A 25,289-nucleotide genomic window follows, 5' to 3' on the forward strand; every position below is an offset into this window, starting at 1 on the left:
CCATTACTTTTTAATTATTATCTATAGACTGAAAACACTAAGCTAAACTCTAACCTGGCCTTCAAACACTTTAGTTGCCGGGCCTTTCATCATCACATTATGACCTTCACCCAGCCACTCGATTTGCAGGTTTCCACCAGGTAGCTTTACTTCGACGCTGGTATCCAGCAACCCTCTAAGTTGGCCCGCAACAACCGCTGCACAGGCTCCGGTTCCGCACGCCAGTGTTTCCCCTACGCCCCGCTCATAAACGCGCAAATGGACAAAGCGACGATGAATAATTTCCATAAAACCAACATTCACTCTGTTCGGGAATCGCTCATGGCTTTCAAGCAAGGGGCCAAGCGTCTCCACTGGTGCCGTTTTGATATCATCAGTCAGCAGCACACAGTGGGGGTTGCCCATTGAGACAGCACTCACAATAACCGGCTCCTGGCTATCGATACCCGCGCCATTTACATTAATCGGGTACTCAGCAGAAACCTCATCGGCGATAAACGGTACCTCAGCAGGGGTTAAGATCGGTGCCCCCATATCAACTACAACACGCCCATCAGAAGTCACTTCAAGCTCTATAATGCCATTACAGGTTTCGACCCGAATGCGGTTTTTAGCGGTCAACTTATTGTCAATCACATAGCGCGCAAAGCAGCGTGCGCCATTTCCACACTGCTCAACTTCACTGCCATCCGCATTAAAAATACGGTAACGAAAATCAACGTCAGGCCGACCTGGCGGTTCAACCAACAGCAATTGATCAAAGCCAATTCCAAAGTGGCGATCAGAAAGCTTTTTCACCTGCTCAGCCCTCAGGTGGGCGTGTTGACTGATCATATCAACAACCATGAAGTCATTTCCGAGGCCGTGCATTTTAGTAAATTTAATTAACATGACTAAACCTTCTATTCATCCTTGAGGATGGCGACGTAAGTGCTGTCCATTCATAAATACTGCCCATTCATAAATACTGTCCATTCATAAATACGCCCTCTCACAAATTCGCCTACTCATTACTCAGCAATGATGCTCTCTAACGCGATCTGGTCTTCGAACGTCTCTCGACGTCTAATCAGGTGAGCTTTGTCACCATCGACCAGCACTTCCGCTGGACGGTTTCGGCTGTTGTAGTTAGAACTCATTGCAAAACCATAAGCACCTGCAGAGCGCACGGCCAACAAGTCGCCAGCCTCCAATATCAGCTCTCGGTCTTTGCCGAGAAAGTCACCCGTTTCGCACACCGGGCCAACCAGATCGTAATGCCTTTTCTCACCCGATGTTCTTGGGCAGGCAGGTACAATATCCTGCCAGGCTGAATAGAGCGACGGCCTCAGCAAGTCGTTCATTGCGCCATCGATAACAGCAAAGTCACGGTGTTCAGTGCACTTCAAAAACTCGACCCGTGTCAGCATAATGCCTGCGTTTGCCGCTATTGAGCGACCCGGTTCCATAATCAGAGTCAGTGGTCGGCCTTTGAGTTTCGCGATGACATCACTGGCATATTCACTTGGCTCTGGAGGCGTTTCCTGATTGTAACGAACCCCCAGGCCGCCACCCAGATCAAGGTGTTTCAGCTCAATTCCCATCTCTTTGAGGTTATCGACCAGCACCAATACCCGGTCAAGTGCATCCAAAAACGGTTGAACCTCAGTTAGCTGAGAACCGATATGGCAATCGACGCCTTTAATTTCGAGGTTTTTAAGTTCTTTTGCAAGCTTGTATACATCTGGTGCTCGCTGAATATCGATACCAAACTTATTCTCTTTAAGGCCGGTAGAAATATAAGGGTGAGTCCCTGCATCCACATCAGGGTTCACGCGTAATGAAACCGGAGCCATCACGCCCATTTCTGCCGCGACATCATTGAGCCTGTATAATTCTGCCTCAGACTCAACATTAAAGCAGTGCACACCCACCTCAAGGGCTCGTTTCATCTCATGTGCCTGTTTGCCGACCCCGGAAAAAACAACTTTGGACGGCTCTCCACCAGCAGCCAATACCCGTTCTAACTCGCCGATAGATACAATGTCAAAGCCTGAACCGAGCTTCGCCAGAATATTAAGAATTGCGATATTGGAGTTGGCTTTAACGGCGTAGCAAATTAAATGAGGGTGATCACCCAGTGCGTTGTCATAAGCTTTATAGTGGCGCTCAAACGTGGCCCGTGAGTATACATAGCACGGGGTGCCAAACTCAGATGCAATGCTTTCAACAGGTATATCTTCGGCAAATAGCTGGCCATCTAAATAATTAAAATAATCCATGATTCTCTCAAAACTCACACTCACCCGAGACGGTTGATTCCGGGCTTCATCTATCAAATTTAATAACCGTTAAAGCCGTTTTTATTCAGCTGCAGGTGTGCCTTTCGCATCTGTTGCCTGCTTTTTCTCATCATCATTTACGGTTCCGGGTTTACTTGCAGCCTGCTCATTTTTTTGGCTGGGCAGATAAAGGGGGCCCTTTTGACCACACCCCACCAGTAGCCCTGAGCTTAACGAGCCTGCTCCGAACAGAAGAGCCAAAATGAAGAAACGCTTTAACATAGCTATCTACCATTAAAAATATTTCGGCAAGTATACCCGTTAGCCACCTGAAACTCTATCGCCTCAGCCCCAACCACTCGCTGTTATTTCCGCCCTGTCGTCAGGTCTGGCACTCTTTAGGACAGCTGCAGTAAAGCAAGATTCAATTTCTCTTCCAGCACTTTCTTGTACTGTAAATACTGCACCGTCTGGAGGCTATGCTGATAGTCGTGCTGGTCTAACCCTTGAGGCAGGCCAAGGTCGGTAAGGTAACAAGGATAAAGTTCTCCAGATGCTCGCTTTGAACGAATATAGTGTGCGACAGCGGGAATAAGCTGATCACCATACTCAAGCACCGAAAACTCTTGCTGATCACAATAGACATCAAACTGTAACTGCCCCTGCCGGTCATAACTCCCAATGGCTTGAATATCGACAAAAAGCACCACGGCTTCAGGGGTTAAATTCTTTTTCTCAACCGTGAAATATGATGGCAACTTGCCAGGCTTTAGTTCACAGAATTCCAGCGCCAAGTCAGACGAATATGAATCAATAGACTGATGCATCTGGCGCCGTTCCAAAATAGATGAGAGAAAACGGTAAAGCGGGATAAGCAGTGATTGATGGCTATGATACGGCGTTGAATAAGAGAACAGCGAACCATACTCGTCAACAATAAACAGATCCGCTTTATCCCCCATGACATGAAAGAAAACCTGAATTGCCCCGGAGCGGGATTTATCAAAAATAAGCCTGAGCCGGGGTTGCTCCAACAGTGCATAATGGTCAATCACAACAGGTGCATATGATGTTTGAGGCTGCTCAAGGTGCGCCAATAAAGCACTTAGACTATCAAACGCGGTAAACTGCGGTTGCTGATTGAAGAACTGGGCAACAAAAAAACGGTGATCCATCTCAATAACATAGCGCACCGGCAATATCCCTTTGGCGCTGAAAAACGCCCCGACAACATCTCTAAACAGTGTATCTACCCGCTTTGCTATCGCCGCCGCCCGATGGGGACAAAAACAACGAACATCAAGCCTTGGCAAAGGGTTGCTTCCCACGTCAGCCAGGCTGGCCAAATAGTGTTTCAGACACTGAATCAGGGTGTCGCCCAGCTCGTAGCGTTGAACTGACAGTTCATGCCAGCTATTGATGCTAATCTGGTCAAGTGTGGCCACCAGATTATCTCTAAACGAGCTATAGCCAAGCGAGTCATTCCGGTCACTTAATTTGTGCACTCCTCGGGCACTCATCTCTTCCATTGGATCCACGCCAACATTGACGAACAGCAATGTATGGAGCGGGAAGTGGCTATGACGAAATCGTTCATGAGGAACGGGCGGTAGAGGGTACGGTGCTAGTTGATCAAAAGTAGAAATAATATTCTGCAACTCAAACATCGTCATTTTGTTTTCGCCTGAAACCAGGCTTAGTCGAGTGCCTTTACTGACGATGCCGTTGAAGTAGCACCATGCGATCAGCTCAACAATACTCGTTGACCGTTTCAACACCGGGTGAAACGCAACATCCGATGATGATTCAAGGTCACGATAGAGCAGCCAAGCATTGCCATCACTAGCCAGCGGTTGGCTGCTTTGGTGATAAAACGCTAAATGATCTTCATACAGAGAAGGTGCAATGCCTGAGTTAATAAGTTCAACTTTCCCGGCTTTACGTTGAAACACGGCATATAACTTACGCCCCAGAATAGCCATGTCTTCAGCTTTAATATGGGCCTTTAAACCATGACTGCGTGCATACTGTGACAGAAATCGATAACTATGGGTTAACTCACTGACAACGGCTTTACGTTCCTTTATTACTTGCGGCACTCGCCAGAGATTCCGGTGATCCAGTGAAGACAATAGAGACTCTGACCACCCCCACCCTTCAATCAGTTTTGTCATCGCCTTTCGTTGCCATGACACTCTTGTTGAGGGTTTTCCGGTAAGTTTTTTTCCCACTTTAAGGTAAAAACTTCTCCTAACCAGCTCCAGTCGTTCCAATTCGTTGCGTGCCAGTAAATAACGCTCCAGCCTGCGATATACCATGACGTAGGGGTCAAGCTCATCGACATCCAGCTCATCATTATAGACAGCCTGTTTATACTCCAAGCTGAGATTCAGTTTATCTGGCAGCTCTTGAGCGTATAGCTCGGTTAACAGCAGTTTGATAACCGATTTGTATGGCGCGTCGATCCCTTTATAAAGCTGCCACATCCCCGCACCGACAAACTCTTCTTTGGGAATAGACGCCAACCCGCCAAAGTCGATCACATCCGACTCTCGAATAAAGCGTTTCCGGGTTAACAGCGCGGCAAAGGTGTCGTATTCAGGCTCATCACAAACAGGGATCAACCACCATAACGGGTAACACCCCGCCAGCAACACACTGGTTCGGTAAAACTCATCCAGCAATAAAAAATGCTGTGCTGAACCACTGCTCTCTTTATCTACCGCAGCCACTTTGCGGTGCCTGAAATGGTTTGAATCCATCAGAAAAAAGTGGATCTCCAGGCCTGCCGCATCCGCCCACTCAGTGATAAGATCAGCTTTACGTTGCAACAGCCTCAATGCGTCTTCGCCAAGCCCCGAACGATGACACAGCCAGATATCAATATCACTGACTTCTGACTGAGCGATAGTACCAATACTCCCCATCATAAAGAGCGAAACAATATCCGGCCTCAGCCGTTTTTCAGACTTGTATTTAAAGGTCTTACTGAAACGTCGAGCCGCCTGCAATACCCGTTTATCGGGTACATAATTGGCAACGCCGCGGGGAGTATCCCGCGATACATAGCCTGGCAATAAAGGGTGATTGACCTGAAAAAAAAGAGCTAGAAGATCAAGCGTGGTTTGATGCCTTAAAGGAAGCGCTTGCTGGGTGCGCTCAAGCCTCGACTGGTTAACCTTTAGAAATCGGTCTCGCAATATATTCAGCTGTTTACGATCTACACCCTCTCGATAGTCAGGCTGAATAACTTTTTTTAGACCCATTGAGTTTCCAGTTTTTTAAACGTATTCGATATGGTTAGCAGGTTAATCTCGATCTGGCTAATGTCATTTTAACATTACCGCCACACCAGCACGGGCGTTCAATAACATTATTTCTAGCTAATGAACTTCAACGCAACATCTGGTATAAATAGCATCCAATAAAAATAATCGCAAAGTAAATCTCAAATCGCTGCAAACAATCATATTTCAGGATATGCCCAAGTTATTCAGACACTGGGCATTTAGAACGGACAACTGAGAAGCTGCTCACAAAACGATCAATTTTATATCGATTAACAGTGACGATGCCGGACTCTGCATCTTTACTTAATGATGAGTTGTGCTTTGGTATAGGCGGGTAAGCATGAATACAGTCATGAATACAATGAAGAAGTATGAGATCAGTCGTGTTCGAAATGACGAAGACCAGGACGCCAAGGAGCCCTTGGTCGATGAACCTGCCTCCGTTATTATCGACACCAACGACCATATAGTACAACTCTGTCCTCTGGCTGAACGCTTATTTGGCTATAAAAACCAGGATATCATTGGCCAGCACTTCAAAGTGCTTGCAGCTTCTACCTTCGATTACCCAAAAGACATCCAACAGCGTGAGATGATCCAGAACGACAAAACACTCACCGTGACCTTCCGCCATAAAACAGGCTACTTTTTCCCTGCTACTATTGCATTAAAAGATGTCGCCGAAGATAGCCAGGGGCTTTTTCAACAGCCCATCACACCATGGACTCACAGCACAGAGTCTGCGCAACGTCTGCTGGGTGACAAGTCATTAACAAAACAGTTTGAGCTGGCGGGTAAAATGGGTGGCTGGCAGCTGGACATCGTGTCAAACAGAGTGAGCTGGACCGATGGCGTTTACTCAATATTCGCCATTGATAAGAGTGAAGAGATTACCCCGGAAAACATCCTTTATTATTTTCATGATGCGCAGCAGCGAATACAGGTGGCTTTCAGACGCTGCCTGAATTCAGGCCAGCCGTTCTCGATAGATGCCTCACTGCTAAACGCTCAGCAGCAATCTATTTGGGTCAGAATAACCGGTAAGGCCCATAAAACAGACGGTGCTGTCACTCATATATCCGGCTCTATCCAGGATATTTCAGAACTACGCAAAGCTAAATTTGAACAGGATCAGCTCAGCGATTACCTGGCAGGCGTTCTTGAAGGCACTGAAGACCTTGTCCTCGCGCTTGATAACCAGATGAGGGTGATCACCTTCAATAAAGCCTATCTTGAGCAATTTAAGCAAATATTCGGTTTTTCGATTGCCATTGGGGATTGCCTGCCAGAAGCACTAAGCGCATTCCCTAACGAGCGACGCATATATCAACGCCTCTGGGAACGAGCATTCAAAAGGGATAACTTTTGTGTCGAGATGCCGTTGGCTCAGCGTGAAGAGGACATCCCTATTTATGAGATTCGCTTCAGCCGGATTACCAACAGTAAAGGAGAACAACTGGGTGCAGCCCACATCGCCCGAAATATTACTGACCGGGTAAAAGTTCAGGAGAAGCTTAATTACCTTGCCAAACATGACCCTTTAACCGGAATATTTAATCGCCGGGAGTTTCAAAACAGGCTTAGCCGTTGCTTAGCCAATGCTCAGCAACGGGAGTCTACGCACGCCCTGCTCTATATGGATCTCGACCGATTCAAAGAGATAAACGACGCTTGTGGTCATAGCGCGGGCGACGAGCTTCTTCGCCAAATCAGCCGTATTATTAACGAAAAAATACGCCAGCGAGACGCGTTCGCTCGCATCGGCGGCGATGAGTTTGCCGCGATTCTGGAAAACTGCTCAACCACAGAAGCCAACCGCGTCGCAGAAAACATTCGTGACGCTATCGCCTCTTACATCTTCGAGCACGAAGGACGTCAGTTTAGAGTCGGGGTGAGTATAGGTCTGGTTCCCATCACCCGTGATAGCCCAAACACTGAAGAGCTGATAAAAACCGCAGACAGCACCTGTTACGCGGCAAAAGCTGCAGGCCGCAATCGTGTGCACAGCTACAATATACACCGTGAGCAGCGCAGAGCAGAGCTTAAACAGTCCAAGCAGCAAATTCAGATGATACAAAAAGCGGTGCGCGGCGGTGATAGCCTGCAACTGAGCTACCAGCAAATACGGCCTGTAAACAGTGCCGTTTGGGGTGACTACTTTGAGGTTCTTGCGCGCATTCGGGATACCGAAGGCAACTTGATCGTACCCTCCGAGTTCATCCATATTGCACAACGGTTCGATATCATCCAGGCATTCGATCAAGCGGTTATCTATAAAGTGATGCAATGGCTGGCACAGCACAATGAGCTGGAGCATAGACGCAAGCTGTGCTCCATCAATATCTCCGTTGAGAGCATGCTCGATAGCAAACTTCCAGCCTTTATAAAAAGGCAACTCAATCAGTTTGGGCTTGATGCCGAGAAGCTCTGCTTTGAGCTGGATGAACTGGCGGTAATCGAGCATTTTGAGCATGCAAAAACATTCACCAAAACAGTCAACGAAATGGGCTGCAAAACTGCGATAGATAAAGTCGGAAAAAACAATACCAGCTACCAATACCTGGCAGACATTCCCGCCAGCTACATTAAAATTGATGGTGACTTGATTCGCTCAATGCATGACGAGCCAGTTAAACAGGTCATCGTTGAGAGCATTCAGAAAATTGCCAATCTAACGGGCAAACAGACAATCGCAGGTAATATAGAGGATCAGCGAGCCCTGGGGGATATTCGCCGAATGGGGATTCACTTTGGTCAGGGTTTCGGGATATCAAAACCCAAACCCATGGATGATATGGTTGCCTAAGCGCTTTTAACAAACGCGCTAATATTAGGCGTAAGCGGGGTTCCTTAACAACCCCGCTCGGTATTTGGCGCTATCTCTGCGCCAACATCTCTTTCGCAGCAGCGACGGCGTTACGAACCTGTGCCGGGGCAGTACCCCCTATATGGTTACGGGCGTTAACGGAACCTTCCAATGTTAGAACATCAAAAACATCGCCTGTAATCACATCAGAGAACTTAACCAGCTCTTCCAGACTCATCTCAGACAGGTCTTTTTCACACTCAACACCATACGCAACCGCTTTACCCACTACCTCGTGAGCATCACGGAAAGGCACACCTTTAACCACCAGATAATCTGCAAGGTCGGTGGCGGTAGAGAACCCTCTGCGGGCCGATTCTTTCATGCTTTCAGCTTTAACCTGAATAGCAGGAACCATATCGCCGTACGCTTTCAGGCAGCCCTTAAGCGTATCAATCACATCAAATAACGGCTCTTTATCTTCCTGATTATCTTTGTTGTAGGCTAAAGGTTGAGATTTCATCAGCATTAACAATGAAATGAGATGGCCTGTTACTCGTCCACTCTTGCCTCTGACCAACTCAGGTACATCCGGGTTTTTCTTCTGCGGCATAATCGAAGAACCAGTACAGAAGCGGTCGGGTAAATCGATAAAATTAAACTGTGCAGACGCCCACAAGATTAGCTCTTCAGAACTACGAGAGAGGTGACTCATTACAAGGCTGGCAACTGAACAGAACTCAATCGCAAAGTCGCGGTCACTCACCGAGTCAAGGGAGTTGAATGACGGCCGCTCAAAGCCAAGCAGCTCAGCCGTTAAATTGCGATCAATCGGGTAGGTTGTTCCCGCTAATGCCGCAGCACCCAGTGGCATGATATTGACACGCTTGCGGCAGTCCTGAAGTCGTTCGTAGTCGCGACTCAACATCTCAAACCAGGCCATAATGTGATGCCCGAATGTCACCGGCTGTGCGGTCTGCAAATGCGTAAACCCTGGCATAATAGTGTCTGCTTCGCGTTCAGCCAGCAGCAACATGCCTTCCTGTAAACGAGTGATTTCAGACGCGATAATATCGATTTCATCTCTCAGATAGAGACGAATATCGGTCGCCACCTGATCATTTCGAGAGCGCCCGGTATGCAGTTTTTTACCGGTAATTCCGATCTTGTCTGTCAGCCGCGCCTCGATATTCATATGAACGTCTTCAAGCGTCACCGACCACTCAAAACTGCCGTCTTCAATATCATTCTGAACGTCTTTAAGACCCTGAATAATGGTGTCACGCTCCTGCTCAGTTAACACCCCCACCTTAGCTAACATTGTCGCGTGGGCAATTGAGCCTTGAATATCGTGATAATAGAGTCGCTGATCAAAATCCACAGAAGCAGTAAAACGCTCTACAAATGCATCGGTTGGCTCACTGAATCGCCCACCCCAAGGTTTTTCGGTTGTCTGGTTTTCGTTACTCATGCCTACTCTCTTTAATCGATACCCTTAAACACTGACACCCACAAAATACCCTTTCAAACAAGGTGTTAACCTTAAGACCTGCAGGTAAAGTGAGTTATGCTAAACTTTTAAAGGCCGAAGTATATCACTTCGACTCAGCCACGGATAATCAGAACAGCCACAAATGAAAAACACCCCAAAAGATAAGCTTCCCCTCTCGCAAAAAAAGTTAAACAGAGGCGTTCACGAGAACAAAGACACCACAAACACCTCAGATGAGCAAAGCTCCGGCTTTTTCTTACCCGACCTGTGTAAAGTTCAGTCGGTATTTTTTCTGCTTATCGTCACAGAGCTGGTTGCCCTGCTTTTTGCACTGTCACGCCCCAGCAATGAGTTGATAGACTGGAACTATCTCGGGCTTATCTCCCTATTTGGGCACTGGACTGTTCTAACTAGCGCCGCCACGCTGTGTATATCAAGGCAGGCACTGGCAAAGCTGTCGATTAACGTCTCCGCAACCGTCGCCTTTGTGATCATTCTAACCATCACCTTAATCTATAGCGTAGCGGCTGATTCGCTACTGCGCCCTCAAAGTGGTGGGCAAATCGATACCCTGTTTATCGTGCGCAATCTGATTATCAGTGCGATCATTGGCGGAATAACCCTGCGCTACTTCTATCTTCAACATCAGTGGAAAAGCCAGAAGCAAGCCGAGCTGCAAGCAAGACTGGAAGCACTTCAAGCCCGAATAAGACCTCATTTTCTGTTTAACAGCATGAACACTATCGCCAGCCTGATATCCACCCATCCTAATATGGCGGAAGAGGCGGTGCTTGATTTATCCGAGTTGTTCAGAGCGACCCTCAATAACAAAAAGATGCTAATTCCCTTACGAGAAGAGCTGGAGCTATGTAAACGTTATCTTCATATCGAAGGGCTGAGACTGGGAGACAGAATGACGGTGGACTGGAAGCTAGCCAACTTTGATGGCGCAGCATTGATCCCCCCTCTCAGCCTTCAACCCTTGGTAGAGAATGCCATTTATCACGGCATACAACCCAGAACAGAAGGCGGCACGATCACCATCGAGAGCTACCGTAAAAAGAATACCGTTTATGTCCTGATCAGTAACCCGTACGACGATGCGCCGTCTGACTCCCATAAACAGGGAAATAAAATCGCACTGGATAATATTCGTAGTCGATTTGAAGCCATATTCAATCAACAGGCCATTATGAAAACAAGCCAGATTGACGGTCAGTTTACCGTCATATTACGCTTTCCTATTCATTAAGGTTTTTGACAATGGGCTTTCAAATAGAGGCACTGACAGATAAATTAGCTACAAACCTGCCTGCAAACCTGACCGACAGGTAATGGAAGAGAGAGATGAAAGAGAACATACAGGTGCTAATCGTCGATGACGAACAGCTTGCCAGAGAACGACTCATGCGCTTAGTCGAAGCACTGGATGGCTATCAGGTTTGCGCTGAGGCAGCCAATGGAGAAGAGGCTCTAAAAGCGATCCACCAGACGGAGCCTGATATTGTTCTTATGGATATTCGCATGCCGGGAATGGATGGCATGGCGGCAGCAGAGCAGATAGCAACACTGAAAACGCCTCCTGCCATTATTTTCTGCACAGCCTATGATGAGTACGCAATCTCTGCGTTTAAAGTACAGGCCATTGATTACCTACTCAAACCTGTAAGAAAAGAGGCATTGGAACAGGCACTTATGCAGGCTGGCAAGTTGAACAAAGTCCAACTGAGTGACCCGCTGGCAAACAGCGCCCAGGGCGACACCACGCCCTGCCTGGTCGCCAAAACCTGGAAAGGCAGCGAGCTTATTGACCTTACCCATATCTACTACTTTATGGCAGATCAAAAATATGTCACTGTTCATCACCTCAATGGAGAAACAGTGATTGACAATACCCTCAAGGAGCTGGAAGCAGACTACTCACCCCGCTTTTTGAGAACCCATAGAAACTCGCTGGTGAATACAGATTTCATTGAAGCGCTGGTGAGAGACGGTGCCGGTCACTACCTTGTACGCTTAAAAAACAACGCGGGAGAGATACCTGTTAGCAGGCGCCATACCAGCGATGTCAAAGCGTGGCTGGAATCTAAAAGCTGACAATGCACCGCACAATACAACAGAGCGCGGTTTTCTTTTCTGGCCATTGCCATATATCAAGACATTTGATACCAAAAAAGGTAGGCTTTGAAACCAATAACGAGTGTTTATGACAACGTATTCATACACCATGAGGCCTTTGCGCGACATTATGAACAATGCAAAGACAAGGTAAACGCCTCACAGTGAACAACCCTTAATATAAAGAAGCTAGTAATGACCATTTCGAAACTACGAATCGCAACCCGAAAAAGTGCACTAGCCATGTGGCAGGCAGAACATGTTAAAGCACGCCTTGAAGCGCTGCACCCAGGGCTCGAAGTTGAGCTGCTGGGCATGTCAACCAAGGGTGATAAAATTCTGGATGTCCCTCTTGCCAAAGTCGGAGGCAAAGGCCTGTTTGTTAAAGAACTTGAAGCGGCGATGCTGGAAAACCGGGCCGATATCGCCGTGCATTCAATGAAAGATGTGCCAATGGAGTTTCCAGACGGCTTAGGCCTGGCGGTAATATCCGAGCGCGAAGATCCGACCGATGCATTTGTCAGTAATCAGTATGCCGATCTGGATGAGCTACCTGAGGGGGCCGTTGTAGGCACATCAAGTCTCAGAAGACGCTGCCAGATCAGTGAGTCAAGGCCTGACCTAAAAATAGAGTGGCTTAGAGGGAATGTTAATACACGCTTGGCAAAACTGGATAATGGGGAGTATGACGCCATTATTCTCGCCTCATCCGGGCTAAAGCGGTTGGGCTTTAATGATCGAATTAAAAGCACAATTCCAGACACCGTCAGCTTGCCTGCGGCAGGCCAGGGCGCATTAGGTATTGAGTGTCGCTTGGCAGATAATGAGGTCATCGAATTGCTTAAACCGCTAATTCATGAACCGACCCAGATTTGCGTCAGTGCAGAAAGAGCAATGAACCGTCGTCTTGAAGGGGGCTGCCAGGTTCCCATAGCCGGTTACGCAACACTTGAAGGCGACCAACTCTATGTTCGTGGCCTTGTTGGTGAGCCTGATGGTAGCCGCATTATCCGCGATGAAGTTAGAGGGAGTGCCGACCAGGCCGAACAGCTCGGTATTCAACTGGCTGAAGCACTACTTGAGCAGGGGGCAGGTGCAATATTGGAGTCGGTCTACAATAGTGAGCAATAAGTCTGACCCTGACAAGAACCTCCAGCCCCCTCTATCAAACTCGACCTCCTCCTTAAAGGGGGTTCGAGTCTTGGTTGCTCGCCCACATGAGCAGGGGGCAGCCTTAACAGCCCACTTAAACAGTCTGGGTGCAGACGCTCTTCAATTCCCCACCATTACCATTGAACCGGTTTCAGCCAGCAATACCAAACAGTACGCTACACTCAAAGACTGCTTTCTTAACCTGGATCACTATCACCACATTATCGCCGTTAGCACCCACGCTGCACATTATGGACTACAGTGGATCGACCAGTATTGGCCACAACTACCGCTTGATATTAAGTGGTATGCTGTGGGAGAAAAAACGGCTCGCACGCTTTTGGAGGCCGACATTGTCGCAACTGCATCCCAAAAAGGCTATGACAGCGAATCACTGCTAAACTTATCTGAACTAGCCATCTTAACGGATCAGCGAGTTCTGATTTTGAGGGGGGCAGGAGGTCGCGAGCTAATAAAGGAGCAGCTTGAACTGCGCGGAGCTAAGGTAGACTATGCCGACTTATATCAACGAAACTGTCCCCAGTACACGGTTTCTGAAATTAATGAGGCATTGATAACATTTTCCCCCGATATACTGATTGCTTTAAGTGGCGAGACATTGCATAACCTTGTAAAGATAAGCCAGAATAAGGACATAGCGTTAAAAAACACAACAGTAATAACAGACAAAGCCGTTATCGTTCCGAGCGAACGCGTAGCAGATCAGGCTCGGAGATTGGGGTTTAGTAGCATCTGGGTTCCTAAGGGGTTACACAAACAAGCGCTTGTCGACTGTATTACATCGAACTATTTTTTATAAAAGCATGTTGTACCAAACCATATTGCACCGAACTAGATTGTATCAAACGGCATAGAGTAGACCGAAAACTCATGCTATAGACCTCAGAGAACAGGATTTGTAGTGACAAACGAAAGCCAATCCCAATTAGTCGTTCCGGATACACCATTGAAGCCCTCGCCAAAAGTAAGACTGTGGCCTCTCTGGATAATTATTATCATTCTTATCGCTGCATTGGGAGGGCTGGCAACATATGGCTGGGTTAATGTTCAACAGATCGAGCAGCTTAAGTTTCAGCTGTCACATATTACTAAAGACGATGGAACCCTGAAGGAAAGCCTCAACCGGCTTGAAAGCCAGATAGGCAAACATAGAACAGACCTGCTCACTCAGAATCGTGCTGTTAGCGATCAAATGGCGACACTTCGCAGACAAACAGAACACAATGCCATGCAGCTGGCAAAAGTCGGTGGCCAAAGCAGAACCGACTGGCTACTGGCAGAAGCGGAGTATCTTATACGTCTGGCAAACCAGCGGCTTAATATGGAAAGAGACGCCATTGGCGCTGAAGCTATTCTCAACGCGGCCAACAGTGTATTAGCCGAGTCTGACGACCCTGGCCTTTACATCATCAGAAAGCAGCTGAGTAAAGATATTCTGGCGCTACAGCGAGTATCAAAAATTGACCGTGAAGGCATTTATCTTCAGCTCGAAGCACTGCTGGATCTTGTCGACAAGCTCGACCAAAGCCACTATCAAACACAACGTCTGGAAAGCTTTACAGCCGAAGCTGTAGCCGACGACAACACTCAGGCAACCAAAGAAAACCAGTTCAGCCGCCTGTTAGATCAAACTCTAAGCGAGCTTAAACAGCTGGTGGTCATTCGTCGTCTCGACGAGCAGGTGGAGCCACTGCTGGCTCCCGATCAAGTCTACTATCTACAGCAAAACTTACGTTTGATGATTGAACAAGCAGAGCTGGCGTTGCTTGACCGCAACCAGCAAATCTATCTGCGGAGCCTTGCTAAAGCCGAAAAGTGGATTAAGACCTACTTTTCCCAGAACAAAGATGACACCGCTCTTTTACTTAATACACTTAATGATCTGCAGGCTCATAAGATAAACCCCGATCTACCGGATATTTCACAGTCACTACTGCTACTCAAAGAACGTGTCGCCCTGCTCTATCGCCAGCATCAAGTGCCCAGCTCGCCGTCAGCATCGTCTGACCCACAGGCAGGAACAGATAGCGCAACAAAACAAGCGGATACTGATGGAGCTGCAACCGAATGAGAACGTTTTTCATTTTAATGCTCGTCACACTTTTGGCATCGGTCGCCATGACAATGATGATGACCATTGACTCCGGTTACGTTCGCATCAGCTGGGGCCACTACTTGCTGGAGACAAGTGTATGGATTGCGGCCGCAGCAATCTTACTGCTATTGGTCACCGTTGGGCTGATTTCCAAAAGTTGGCGAGGCGTCAAGTCATCGACCGGCGGAGTCAGTAACTGGCTGTTATCAACTGGTGGCCAGCGAGCACGAAAAAAGACCACTCGCGGGCTGTTAGAGTTTGCCGAAGGAAACTGGAAAAGGGCTCAAAAGAACCTTGCATCTGCCGCCCCAAAAGCAGAAACACCGCTTATTAACTACCTTGCTGCTGCACAGGCCGCATTTGAGCAGGGCAACGAAAAAGATACCGAGACACTACTTAAAAAAGCCTATGAAAGTACGCCCGGCTCCGACCTCGCCGTTGGCATAACGCAGGCCCAGCTACAACTGGGCAATAATCAACTGGAGCAATCGCTTGCCACCCTGCTGCGCCTGAGGAAGCAATCCCCGAATCATCCTTTTGTTCTAAAGCTGCTGAAAAACGTCTATTTCAAGCTGGAAGACTGGCACCAGTTGAGTCTATTAATCCCGGAACTCCGTCGTCGCCATGTCGCAGAGACCCACGAACTGGACGAACTTGAACGGGCAACCTGGATTAACCTGCTTGCACAAACCGCAGACGAAGTTCGCAGACAGTCGGGTAGCAGCCACAACACTGAACAACTGAGTCAACACTGGGACAGGTTACCCAGCTCAATGCGGCGAGATGAAGTGATCATTCACGCCTATGCCGGGCATTTAGCTAATTTAGGCGCACAAACTCAAGCAGAAACACTGCTAAGAAAAGTATTAAGAAACCACTGGAGTGACCTGCTCATCGAGCTGTACGGCAAGGTGTGCGGCAATAGCCCGGAAGAACAACTGCTAACAGCAGAAAACTGGCTAAAAGAACGCCCAAATAATGCCATTCTGCTACTCTCACTGGGGCGGTTGAGCCTTCGAAACCAGCTATGGGGAAAAGCAAAAGAGTATTTTGAAGCCAGCCACCGCATCAAGAAAACGCCACAAACCTTTGGCGAATTATGCCGACTGACTGCCAATCTCGAAGAGCACCAACAAAGCAGTGAGTACTTCATGCAGGGTATTATGGAGTTAGTGGGCCTGCCTGAGTTGCCTCAGCCAGGGAAACGTTAGCTCTGCATCACGGCTACAACGAGTCTACTATTATGGGGCTGAGCGTTCGTAGCCTTGATGGAAGGAGGGACGACTGGAATCAGGGTTTATGCTATAGCACATCAAACGCGCCTTGATTCCGCTTCGCTGCATCACCGCGGCAAGGGTGATGAAGGTACTGGCCCAAATTCTATCGTGGTGCGTATTCCAGTACATCAGAGTGAAAGTTCTCCGCTGGCATTCCCTGCTCCAGGAATGCATCCATGGTGGCGTACACCATTCCCGGTGAGCCACTGGCAAACACCTGGCAAGCGGCTAAGTCATGATTATCCTGCAAGACGGTCTTGAACAGCTGCTCGTGATGGCCCGGCCATTCATTATCCTCTATGTCACCACTGACAGTGCGGAAGGAGAAGTTTGGGTATGAGACCTGCCAGGCGCTGGGTTTGTCTAACAGATAAAGATCATTGGCCTGCCTTCCCCCCCAATACAGCGATATTTTCTGCTCCGGGTTTAGCTCCAAGGCATGCTCGATAATACTCTGCATCTGGGCAAACCCTGTTCCTGCCGCAACCAGCAGTAATGGTTGGTCCGGTTTATTGGTGAGACAGGCTTTACCAAAGGGTAACTGAACTTTTACTACAGGATGATTTTTGATGTACTCGATAACCGCAGAAGCAGACTCCCACCCCTCGGCCGCCTGCACATGCAACTCTATATTCCTGTTGGCAGACTCTTCAGGCAGAGTTGGCGCGCTTGCAATTGAGAAGAACGAAGGCTCTCGACCCTCCATCAGAACAGATAAATACTGTCCGGCGTGAAACTCAACTCGCTTACCTGCGGGAGGCCTAAGCACTACACGATAAACATCGTGATTCAGCTCTTCAATTCCTTCTACCTGACAGGCAAATGTTTTCAATGCAATTTCTCCTGGCTCTAGCACGCCATCTATTTCTATCTCGCAATCAGCTTCCGGCACTGACTTGCAGAGCATTAATTCAGTGTTCACCGCACTAACCTTAAGACCACCCGGGGTTGAACAACACCCAGACAACAATGTCCCCTGACAGATATGGCAAACACCATTTTCACAACTCACAGGAAAGCGAATACCCTGTCTAAAAGCCGCTTCAAACACCGTTTCCCCCGGCAGGGATTCAAACTTCAAACCTCTAGGCAATAAAGTGACTAATGACATAAATACGATCTAATTAAAGCACGGCCAAATTAAAGTGCGGTCTCGTCAACAAAAGCGCTGGTCAGGGCATTTGTATTACCAAGACCCTAGTCAATATTCGCGCATTCTATCAGACACAGATATACCCGACAAATTTAGTCAGGTATATCTGTGTCAGGACTCATCAATGCCTAACAGCGACCAAATGTCATCCACTCGTTGCTTTATTGCTGAATCCATTTCAATCGGCTCCCCCCACTCCCGGTCAGTTTCTCCGGGCCATTTATTGGTTGCGTCCAAGCCCATTTTGGAACCTAACCCCGAGACAGGTGAAGCAAAGTCAAGATAATCAATCGGTGTATTCTCAATCATCACCGTATCGCGCGCCGGATCCATTCTTGTCGTCATAGCCCAGATCACATCGTTCCAGTCCCTTGCGTTGACGTCATCATCTGTAACAATAACAAATTTTGTGTACATAAACTGTCTAAGGAAAGACCAGACGCCCATCATGACCCGTTTAGCATGACCAGGGTACTGTTTTTTCATCGTCACAACAGCTAGGCGGTACGAACAACCTTCAGGCGGAAGATAAAAATCGACGATTTCAGGAAACTGCTTCTGCAATATCGGGATAAACACTTCATTCAACGCAACCCCTAAAATAGCCGGCTCATCCGGTGGGCGGCCAGTATAAGTACTATGGTAAATAGGATCTTTTCGGTGAGTGATTTTTTCTACCGTAAAAACCGGGAATTGTTCAACTTCATTATAGTAGCCCGTATGGTCTCCGAATGGCCCCTCTGGAGCTACCTCATCAGGGTAAATGAAACCTTCCAATATGATTTCAGCACTCGCTGGCACCTGCAAATCACTTAATTGAGCCGATGCCACTTCGGTTTTTGAGCCTCGTAAAAGCCCGGCAAATGCGTATTCTGACAACGCATCCGGCACAGGGGTCACAGCCCCCAGAATAGTCGCTGGGTCAGCGCCCAATGCCACAGCCACAGGGAATGGTTTGCCAGGGTTCGCCTGCATCCATTCACGGTAATCCAGTGCACCACCCCGGTGTGAAAGCCAGCGCATGATTAGCTTGTTTTTGCCTATTAACTGCTGCCGATAAATCCCCAGGTTTTGCCGCTCTTTTTCCGGTCCGCGAGTAATCACTAACGGCCACGTAACCAGCGGCCCTGCATCCCCTGGCCAGCAGGTTTGAATAGGGATTTTGTAAAGATCAACGTCATCTTTATCAATCACCACTTGCTGGCACGCTGCAGAGCGGACTTCCTTAGGCCCCATGTTAAGCACTTGCTTAAAAGCCGGCAATTTCTGCCATGCATCCTTCAATCCTTTGGGTGGCTCGGGCTCCTTGAGAAAAGCCAGCAGTTTGCCCACCTCACGAAGCGCAGTAACGTCACGCTCCCCCATCCCCATTGCTACACGTTTAGGCGTTCCAAACAGGTTGCCTAATACCGGCATATCAAACCCTTTCGGGTTTTCAAATAGCAGTGCCGGACCACCTTTTCGCAAAGTCCGGTCACAGATTTCAGTCATCTCCAGATAAGGGTCAACCTCCATCGTAATACGCTTCAACTCGCCTTCTTTTTCAAGCTTGTTGATAAAATCACGCAGGTCGCTATATTTCATCTGCTTTATCCGTTTTGTTTAACGATTTAAGTTTACAGGCATTTCTCGTTGCGATTAGCAGGCATCGTCAAGGAGTGGCTTTCGGACTCCAAATCCTGGGCATTAAAAAAGCTGGCGTTTGAAGCTGAACCATCGGTAAAAAAACCAAGACTTCAGGCAATAAACGACCAGCCTTTTTTCAAGTAATTACTTAGCCAAAAACTAAATTAGAACCTTACACGACCACCGCACTTACAAATACAGTGTTATAAAAAGCCTTAAAATAACTATCGCTTCTTCATTGATAAGAAGAATTCTTCGTTAGTTTTGGTATCTTTAAGCTTATCAAGCAGGAATTCAATGGCACCCACATCATCTTCCATTGAGTGCAGCAACTTACGTAGAATCCAAACTCGTTGAAGGTCTCCCTCGCTCATCAGCAAGTCTTCACGACGCGTACCTGAGCGACGAATATTAATAGCAGGATAAACACGTTTCTCTGCGGCTTTACGATCCAGGTGAATTTCCTGGTTACCGGTTCCTTTAAACTCTTCGAAGATAACTTCATCCATCTTGGAGCCGGTATCAACCAGTGTGGTAGCCAAAATAGTTAAGCTGCCACCCTCTTCTACGTTACGAGCAGCACCAAAGAAACGTTTTGGACGTTCCAGCGCATGTGCATCAACACCACCGGTCAACACTTTACCTGATGAAGGAATGATGGTGTTATAAGCGCGTGCCAAACGGGTGATAGAGTCAAGCAGGATAACCACATCCTTCTTGTGTTCAACCAGTCGTTTCGCTTTTTCGATAACCATTTCAGCCACTTGTACGTGTCGTGACGGTGGCTCATCAAAGGTACTGGCTATCACCTCACCTCTAACAGAGCGCTGCATTTCTGTTACTTCTTCAGGCCGCTCATCGATCAGCAAAACCATCAAATGACATTCAGGGTTATTACGCACAATCGACTGCGCAATGTTCTGCATCATCAGCGTTTTACCCGCTTTTGGCGGCGAAACAATCAGGCCTCGCTGACCTTTACCAATCGGCGCAACCAAGTCAGTTACACGGGACGACAGGTCTTCAGTACTACCATTACCCACTTCCAAAACAAGTCGGTCGCTAGGAAATAAAGGGGTAAGGTTTTCAAAAAGGATTTTATTGCGGGAGTTTTCAGGCTTATCGAAGTTAATTTCACTGACTTTCAGTAGCGCAAAATAACGCTCTCCATCTTTTGGAGGCCGGATTTTGCCGGCGACCGTATCACCCGTTCGAAGATTAAATCGACGAATCTGGCTCGGTGACACATAGATATCGTCAGGGCCTGCTAAATATGAACCTTCTGCTGAACGAAGAAAACCAAAGCCATCCTGAAGAATCTCAAGGACACCGTCACCATAAATATCTTCGCCGCTTTTGGCATGTCGCTTCAGAATCGTGAAAATTACATCTTGTTTACGGGACCTTGCCAGGTTATCAAGTCCCATTTCGGCGGCAATAGTTAAGAGCTCAGGTACGGATTTTTTCTTAAGTTCGGAAAGATTCATAGTTTTAGTAGGCTATAGGGATAGAAGAGAGTTTTAATTGAAGGAATTTCAGATAATATTTTTCGATTTATTTGTAATCACTTTCATCTGAGATGAAGGAAGAAAGCTGCAACCTCAAAAGGGTTTCAGCTAAAGATAGACCGGATTATAACAATAATCCAGAAAATTACTAATTTTTTATTGTCCCGCCAGACAGCGCCCAGCTACCGCGCGCGCCCATCCTGAAAAATATACGCTATTTCACTACACCATATAGGTAAAATCACTGCGCTGCGCTATGTGCTTGTACGAATACCTTTGTAGCTCTACAGCGAAGATAATAGACGCCATAGAGACGCAATTTGTACAACACATTATGGCCAGGAGCACTCAATTTATTAAACCTCGGCCAGGGAGAGCAACATGCAAGTCAATAATTCAAGCTTCGCACAGGTTTACCAGGCAGTTAATCATCCCTCAATCACAGACACTGACACAGCCAGAGTTGTAGCGACCACGGCCGTCGATTTCAAGCAAACTCAGAATAACCTCGATACCTATACCGAGGCCTATCAAAATGCGACCAACAGCGATAACAGCGCAAGTAGTGACAGCCCTGGCTATAGCGACCTGCAAAACATAAACCAGGCAGTCCGGCGACAACAGATTTCAAATAGCGATCTGATAAGCAACTACATTGACCGCCAGCAAGAAGCGTCAAGCCCTGTCACTTACTCTCAAGCGGGGTTGCTGAGCAACAGTCAGGCAGGCTCAGTCATTAATGCATACGCGTAGTAGCGGATTAAACAGTAGCGGATTAAATAGTAGCGGATTAAACAGTGGTGGATTAAATAGTGGCGGAATAATCTATGCGTACACAGGAGCGGCTCAGGATAAAACAAACCAACTATTGATACAGGTAAACTTGCGAGGCGGTCAGGGAATGATAGTATGGGCGTCAACCCGTTTAAATTTTGGGAAGACCCGCTTTAGGAATACTCGCTTTAGGAATACCAGCTTTAGGAATACTACGACTCATGAGTGCTGCTACTGATTTTGTTTCACTAAATATTGCCGTATTAACTGTTTCTGATACTCGCACCTACGAAAATGATACATCAGGCCAGGCCCTGGTCGATGCTCTGGAAGAAACAGGGCACAAATTAATCGACCGCAATTTAATTCCTGACGACATCTACCAGATGCGCGCGGTGGTCTCCCAGTGGATCGCGAGACCCGACGTACAGGCGGTTATCGTGACAGGCGGCACCGGCTTTACTGACCGGGACAGCACGCCTGAGGCGCTTACCCCCATCTTCGATAAACAAGTTAAAGGCTTTGGGGAGCTATTCCGGCAAGTATCTTACGAAGAGATCGGCTCCTCCACCATTCAATCCCGGGCCTTCGCAGGCCTTGCCAACAACACGGTTATTTTCTGTTTACCCGGCTCGACGGGGGCTTGCCGTACAGGTTGGAACAAAATTATCAAAGAACAACTGGATAGTACCCACCGCCCATGTAACTTTGTTGGTTTACTCTCAGGCAAGCAGCATCAGCCTGTAGATACGGTTAAACCATATTGCGGGCCACGAGGCTAACAATCACTATCAGAGTCTTATAGGGGTAAACAATGAGTTGTTGTGACCGAGGTCAGCTTCGTTCAGTTGACGCCATGTTGGAAGAGTTGCTAAGCAAAGCGGTGCCTGTCGAGCAGAGCATCAGCGTTCATGTCGCAGATGCGCTCGGTAAAGTGCTGGCGAAAGACGTCATATCAGGTATCGATGTACCACCGCACAATAACAGCGCGGTCGACGGGTATGCCGTGAATATAGAGGACTGTCAGCAAGCCGGGACGGTCAAACTGGACATATCCCAGCGCATCCCTGCCGGCTCAGTGCCGCAACCACTTAAACCGGGCACTGCAGCCCGCATTTTTACAGGTGCAACCATTCCCGAAGGGGCAACGGCAGTTGTTATGCAGGAAGACTGCACAGAGCTGGATGGCTCACAGTCTGGCACAAAAGCGGTATCGCTGCCTTGCAACCTTACCATGAAGCAAAACATCCGCCCTCAGGGTCAGGATATCCAAACCAATCAGGTCATTCTGAAAAAAGGCCACCGCGTCCGCGCGCAAGACATGGGCCTGATGGCGTCCATTGGTGTTTCTGACATTGAGGTCTATCGCCCATTAAAAGTGGCCATTCTCTCGACAGGTGATGAACTGGTCGAACCCGGAGAAACCGTCAACGAAGGACAGATATACAACTCAAATCGTTACACGTTGAAAGGGCTTCTGGACGGCTTTGGCTTTGAAATTGTCGATTTTGGCATTGTCGAAGACACTCTGGATGCCACCATTACAGCCCTCACCAAAGCGTCTCAATCAGCCGATGTAATCATCACCAGCGGTGGGGTATCGGTGGGAGAAGAGGATCATGTTAAAGCGGCCATCAACACGCTTGGCGAGCTGAATCTTTGGCGGCTTGCCATCAAACCCGGTAAACCCTTTGCTTATGGCCGGGTTGGCAACACACCGGTCATCGGCCTGCCCGGCAACCCCGGTGCCGTTTTCGTAACGTTCTGTATATTGGCCCGCCCCTTTCTGCTTAAAAGTCAGGGCGCAGAGCGTTTCAACGCACGCTCTTTTAAACTGCCGCTTGCCTTTAGCCTGAAAAAGCCGGGCAAACGCCGAGAGTACCTGCGAACCCGACTGAACTATGAAAGCGGTGTTGCAACAATAGAAAACCACCCCAATCAAAGTTCGGGAGTATTGAGCTCTGCCTCCTGGGCTGATGGTTTCGCCATTATTCCTGAACACACGGTGCCCGAGAAGGGTGATTTGGTTGAGTTTTGCCCGTTCTCCGAACTTTTTGGCAACGGTTAACTCAAACTATAAGCCCAAAACAATCGGAGCTAAGCAAACGATAGAGCCGACGCAAACGACAGGGCCAACACCCGCTATTGGGCCTACAATGAGCCAACGCCCCAGCAATACAACAAAGAGCAAACAGCAGATTAATGAGCCAGACTATGAAAGTACTATTCTTTGCCAGCCTGAGAGAACGACTGAACTGCGACCAGGAGGAGTGGACAGATACCGCTGGCATCACATCGCCACAGGATATTATTAACCGACTCATTGAGCGCGGTGCACCTTGGAATGAAGCATTGCAAAATGGCAAGCTATTAGTCTCGATCAACCAAGAGATGGCGCACTTAAACAGTCAGCTAGAGCCAACGGATGAAGTGGCTTTTTTCCCTCCAGTCACAGGGGGTTAACAGTTAATGATACGAATTCAGAAAGAAGATTTTAATGTCCAGGAAGAAATGGACGCATTTAAATCGGACTGCCCAAAAATCGGGGCTATTTGTTGTTTTACCGGCCTTGTCAGAGAGTTTGGAGATCGTACCGACCTAACCGGCATGTTCCTTGAGCACTATCCGGGGATGACCGAAAAAGCACTGCAAAAAATCATTAATCAAGCGCATGAAAGGTGGCCAATTGAACATGTTCGGGTGATCCACCGGGTCGGAGAACTTAACCTGAGCGACCAAATTGTTTTTGTTGGCGTCAGCAGCGCGCATCGAGAAGCGTCATTTGCCGCCTGTGAGTTTATTATGGACTACCTGAAAGTAGAGGCTCCTTTCTGGAAAAAAGAGCGCACCACATCGGGTGAGAACTGGGTGGAAGAGAAAGGTACAGACCAGCAGCGTGCAGAGCGCTGGAAAGATCAGACAACGCTAAAAGATTGAACCACGACTGCCAAGATTAATGGCGACCCCGCTGCATAAGCGTTTCAAACTCTTCAGACGAATTAACATTCAGAAAACCCTCTGGTTGGTCGGAAAAGTCGCAACAAACCAGATTATTCTGTTTCAGCCACTTCATCATGCGCCTTTCGCCCGATGCAAGGTATTGGCTGATACTGCCCGCCAGTGACACCGGAACCAGTAAATGCAGCGGATGAAGCCGTTCGCCATCATCTACCGCAATGGTCGCACCGGGGTTTTGTTCAAGGCAACGCAACATTCGTTCTGCGAAATCCTCAGGCAAGGCGGGAGTATCACAAGGCGATACCAGCAAGTAATCAGCATCAGACGCCAGCAGTAAGGACTTTAGACCCGCTAAAGGGCCTTCAAATGCCCCGTCACCGTCACTGACCACCAAGTCAGCCAGAGGCCAATACTGGTCGCTATTGCGATTGCAGTTAATAATCAGTTTACGAGTATAAGGTTTTAGACGCTTGATAATGTGGCGAGCAAACTCCACGCCCTGCCATTGCAGTAGCCCTTTATCGGCACCATCAAGACGTGACCCCAAACCGCCTGCGATAATTCCCGCATCAATGGTTAGCCCTGCCACATTCATCAACTGCTTATTCATCAATATCTACTACCTGCCTATCAGCGCCCTATTTTGGCTGACAGTATAAGTGATGCGCTTTTCATAACCAACAGAGCGAATAACCTTCCCCTAAACTGACAGCACCTAAATCAACGACTAAACTGATAAATAATCGTTTTAATTTATA

At 47.9% G+C, this 25,289-nt stretch carries 21 protein-coding genes; 12 read left to right on the forward strand and 9 right to left on the reverse strand.

Features of this window, described 5'->3' with window-relative positions:
- Positions 1-42: 42 nt before the first annotated feature.
- From dapF to MY523_RS15895, 4 genes are all read right to left on the reverse strand, one after another.
- Positions 43-891 carry a diaminopimelate epimerase gene (gene dapF, locus MY523_RS15880; protein ID WP_250655659.1) on the reverse strand — a complete coding sequence of 283 codons (849 nt, stop codon included), beginning with the start codon at positions 889-891 and terminating at the stop codon, positions 43-45.
- A 119-nt stretch (positions 892-1,010) separates the two neighbouring features.
- Entirely contained in the window at positions 1,011-2,261 is a 1,251-nt protein-coding gene (gene lysA, locus MY523_RS15885) for a diaminopimelate decarboxylase (RefSeq protein WP_250655660.1), read from the reverse strand.
- A gap of 81 nt (positions 2,262-2,342) precedes the next feature.
- A complete protein-coding gene (gene lptM, locus MY523_RS15890) occupies positions 2,343-2,543 on the reverse strand; it encodes an LPS translocon maturation chaperone LptM (RefSeq protein ID WP_250655661.1) in 201 nt (66 codons plus the stop codon).
- Positions 2,544-2,659: 116 nt separating this feature from the next.
- Entirely contained in the window at positions 2,660-5,527 is a 2,868-nt protein-coding gene (locus tag MY523_RS15895) for a class I adenylate cyclase (RefSeq protein ID WP_250655662.1), read from the reverse strand.
- 364 nt (positions 5,528-5,891) lie between these two features.
- On the opposite strand from MY523_RS15895, the gene MY523_RS15900 reads away from it, so the two are divergent.
- Positions 5,892-8,357, forward strand: coding sequence for a diguanylate cyclase (locus tag MY523_RS15900; RefSeq protein ID WP_250655663.1), 2,466 nt, complete (start codon positions 5,892-5,894; stop codon positions 8,355-8,357).
- 70 nt (positions 8,358-8,427) lie between these two features.
- Here MY523_RS15900 and argH read toward each other — a convergent pair whose 3' ends face one another.
- The gene (gene argH / locus MY523_RS15905) at positions 8,428-9,828 is read right to left on the reverse strand and encodes an argininosuccinate lyase (RefSeq protein ID WP_250655664.1); all 1,401 of its coding nucleotides are present in this window, start codon (positions 9,826-9,828) and stop codon (positions 8,428-8,430) included.
- Positions 9,829-9,991: 163 nt separating this feature from the next.
- On the opposite strand from argH, the gene MY523_RS15910 reads away from it, so the two are divergent.
- The 6 genes from MY523_RS15910 (at position 9,992) to MY523_RS15935 (ending at position 16,446) form a co-directional block, all read left to right on the forward strand.
- The gene (locus MY523_RS15910; protein WP_250655665.1) at positions 9,992-11,101 is read left to right on the forward strand and encodes a sensor histidine kinase; all 1,110 of its coding nucleotides are present in this window, start codon (positions 9,992-9,994) and stop codon (positions 11,099-11,101) included.
- A 95-nt stretch (positions 11,102-11,196) separates the two neighbouring features.
- Complete coding sequence (locus tag MY523_RS15915) at positions 11,197-11,946, forward strand: LytR/AlgR family response regulator transcription factor (RefSeq protein ID WP_250655666.1); 750 nt, start codon at positions 11,197-11,199, stop codon at positions 11,944-11,946.
- 216 nt (positions 11,947-12,162) lie between these two features.
- Positions 12,163-13,098 carry a hydroxymethylbilane synthase gene (gene hemC / locus MY523_RS15920; protein ID WP_250655667.1) on the forward strand — a complete coding sequence of 312 codons (936 nt, stop codon included), beginning with the start codon at positions 12,163-12,165 and terminating at the stop codon, positions 13,096-13,098.
- Positions 13,088-13,939 (forward strand): uroporphyrinogen-III synthase, encoded by an 852-nt coding sequence (locus MY523_RS15925; protein ID WP_250655668.1) that lies wholly within the window; start codon positions 13,088-13,090, stop codon positions 13,937-13,939. Before hemC ends, MY523_RS15925 begins: the two co-directional genes overlap by 11 nt.
- Positions 13,940-14,041: 102 nt before the next feature.
- The gene (locus MY523_RS15930; protein WP_250655669.1) at positions 14,042-15,211 is read left to right on the forward strand and encodes a uroporphyrinogen-III C-methyltransferase; all 1,170 of its coding nucleotides are present in this window, start codon (positions 14,042-14,044) and stop codon (positions 15,209-15,211) included.
- The gene (locus MY523_RS15935) at positions 15,208-16,446 is read left to right on the forward strand and encodes a heme biosynthesis HemY N-terminal domain-containing protein (protein ID WP_250655670.1); all 1,239 of its coding nucleotides are present in this window, start codon (positions 15,208-15,210) and stop codon (positions 16,444-16,446) included. The genes MY523_RS15930 and MY523_RS15935 overlap by 4 nt, the downstream gene beginning before the upstream one ends.
- A gap of 169 nt (positions 16,447-16,615) precedes the next feature.
- On the opposite strand, the gene MY523_RS15940 is transcribed toward MY523_RS15935, so the two are convergent.
- The 3 genes from MY523_RS15940 to rho form a co-directional block, all read right to left on the reverse strand.
- Positions 16,616-17,623, reverse strand: coding sequence for a 2Fe-2S iron-sulfur cluster-binding protein (locus MY523_RS15940; RefSeq protein WP_250655671.1), 1,008 nt, complete (start codon positions 17,621-17,623; stop codon positions 16,616-16,618).
- A gap of 153 nt (positions 17,624-17,776) precedes the next feature.
- Positions 17,777-19,249, reverse strand: coding sequence for a 4-hydroxy-3-polyprenylbenzoate decarboxylase (gene ubiD, locus MY523_RS15945; RefSeq protein ID WP_250655672.1), 1,473 nt, complete (start codon positions 19,247-19,249; stop codon positions 17,777-17,779).
- Positions 19,250-19,515: 266 nt separating this feature from the next.
- Entirely contained in the window at positions 19,516-20,778 is a 1,263-nt protein-coding gene (gene rho, locus MY523_RS15950; RefSeq protein ID WP_250655673.1) for a transcription termination factor Rho, read from the reverse strand.
- Between the two features lie 402 nt (positions 20,779-21,180).
- Here rho and MY523_RS15955 point away from each other — a divergent pair, with 402 nt between their 5' ends.
- From MY523_RS15955 to moaE, 5 genes are all read left to right on the forward strand, one after another.
- Complete coding sequence (locus tag MY523_RS15955; protein WP_250655674.1) at positions 21,181-21,552, forward strand: hypothetical protein; 372 nt, start codon at positions 21,181-21,183, stop codon at positions 21,550-21,552.
- A gap of 242 nt (positions 21,553-21,794) precedes the next feature.
- Complete coding sequence (gene moaB / locus MY523_RS15960) at positions 21,795-22,355, forward strand: molybdenum cofactor biosynthesis protein B (protein ID WP_250655675.1); 561 nt, start codon at positions 21,795-21,797, stop codon at positions 22,353-22,355.
- Positions 22,356-22,387: 32 nt separating this feature from the next.
- A complete protein-coding gene (locus MY523_RS15965; RefSeq protein WP_250655676.1) occupies positions 22,388-23,641 on the forward strand; it encodes a molybdopterin molybdotransferase MoeA in 1,254 nt (417 codons plus the stop codon).
- A gap of 146 nt (positions 23,642-23,787) precedes the next feature.
- Positions 23,788-24,036, forward strand: coding sequence for a MoaD/ThiS family protein (locus MY523_RS15970; RefSeq protein ID WP_250655677.1), 249 nt, complete (start codon positions 23,788-23,790; stop codon positions 24,034-24,036).
- A gap of 6 nt (positions 24,037-24,042) precedes the next feature.
- On the forward strand, positions 24,043-24,510 hold the full coding sequence (moaE, locus tag MY523_RS15975; RefSeq protein WP_250655678.1) for a molybdopterin synthase catalytic subunit MoaE: 468 nt from the start codon (positions 24,043-24,045) through the stop codon (positions 24,508-24,510).
- A 16-nt stretch (positions 24,511-24,526) separates the two neighbouring features.
- On the opposite strand, the gene mobA is transcribed toward moaE, so the two are convergent.
- Positions 24,527-25,141 carry a molybdenum cofactor guanylyltransferase MobA gene (mobA, locus tag MY523_RS15980; protein ID WP_250655679.1) on the reverse strand — a complete coding sequence of 205 codons (615 nt, stop codon included), beginning with the start codon at positions 25,139-25,141 and terminating at the stop codon, positions 24,527-24,529.
- Positions 25,142-25,289: the final 148 nt, after the last annotated feature.

It is taken from the genome of Alkalimarinus coralli, assembly GCF_023650515.1.
In the GTDB taxonomy this organism is placed as follows: domain Bacteria; phylum Pseudomonadota; class Gammaproteobacteria; order Pseudomonadales; family Oleiphilaceae; genus Alkalimarinus; species Alkalimarinus coralli.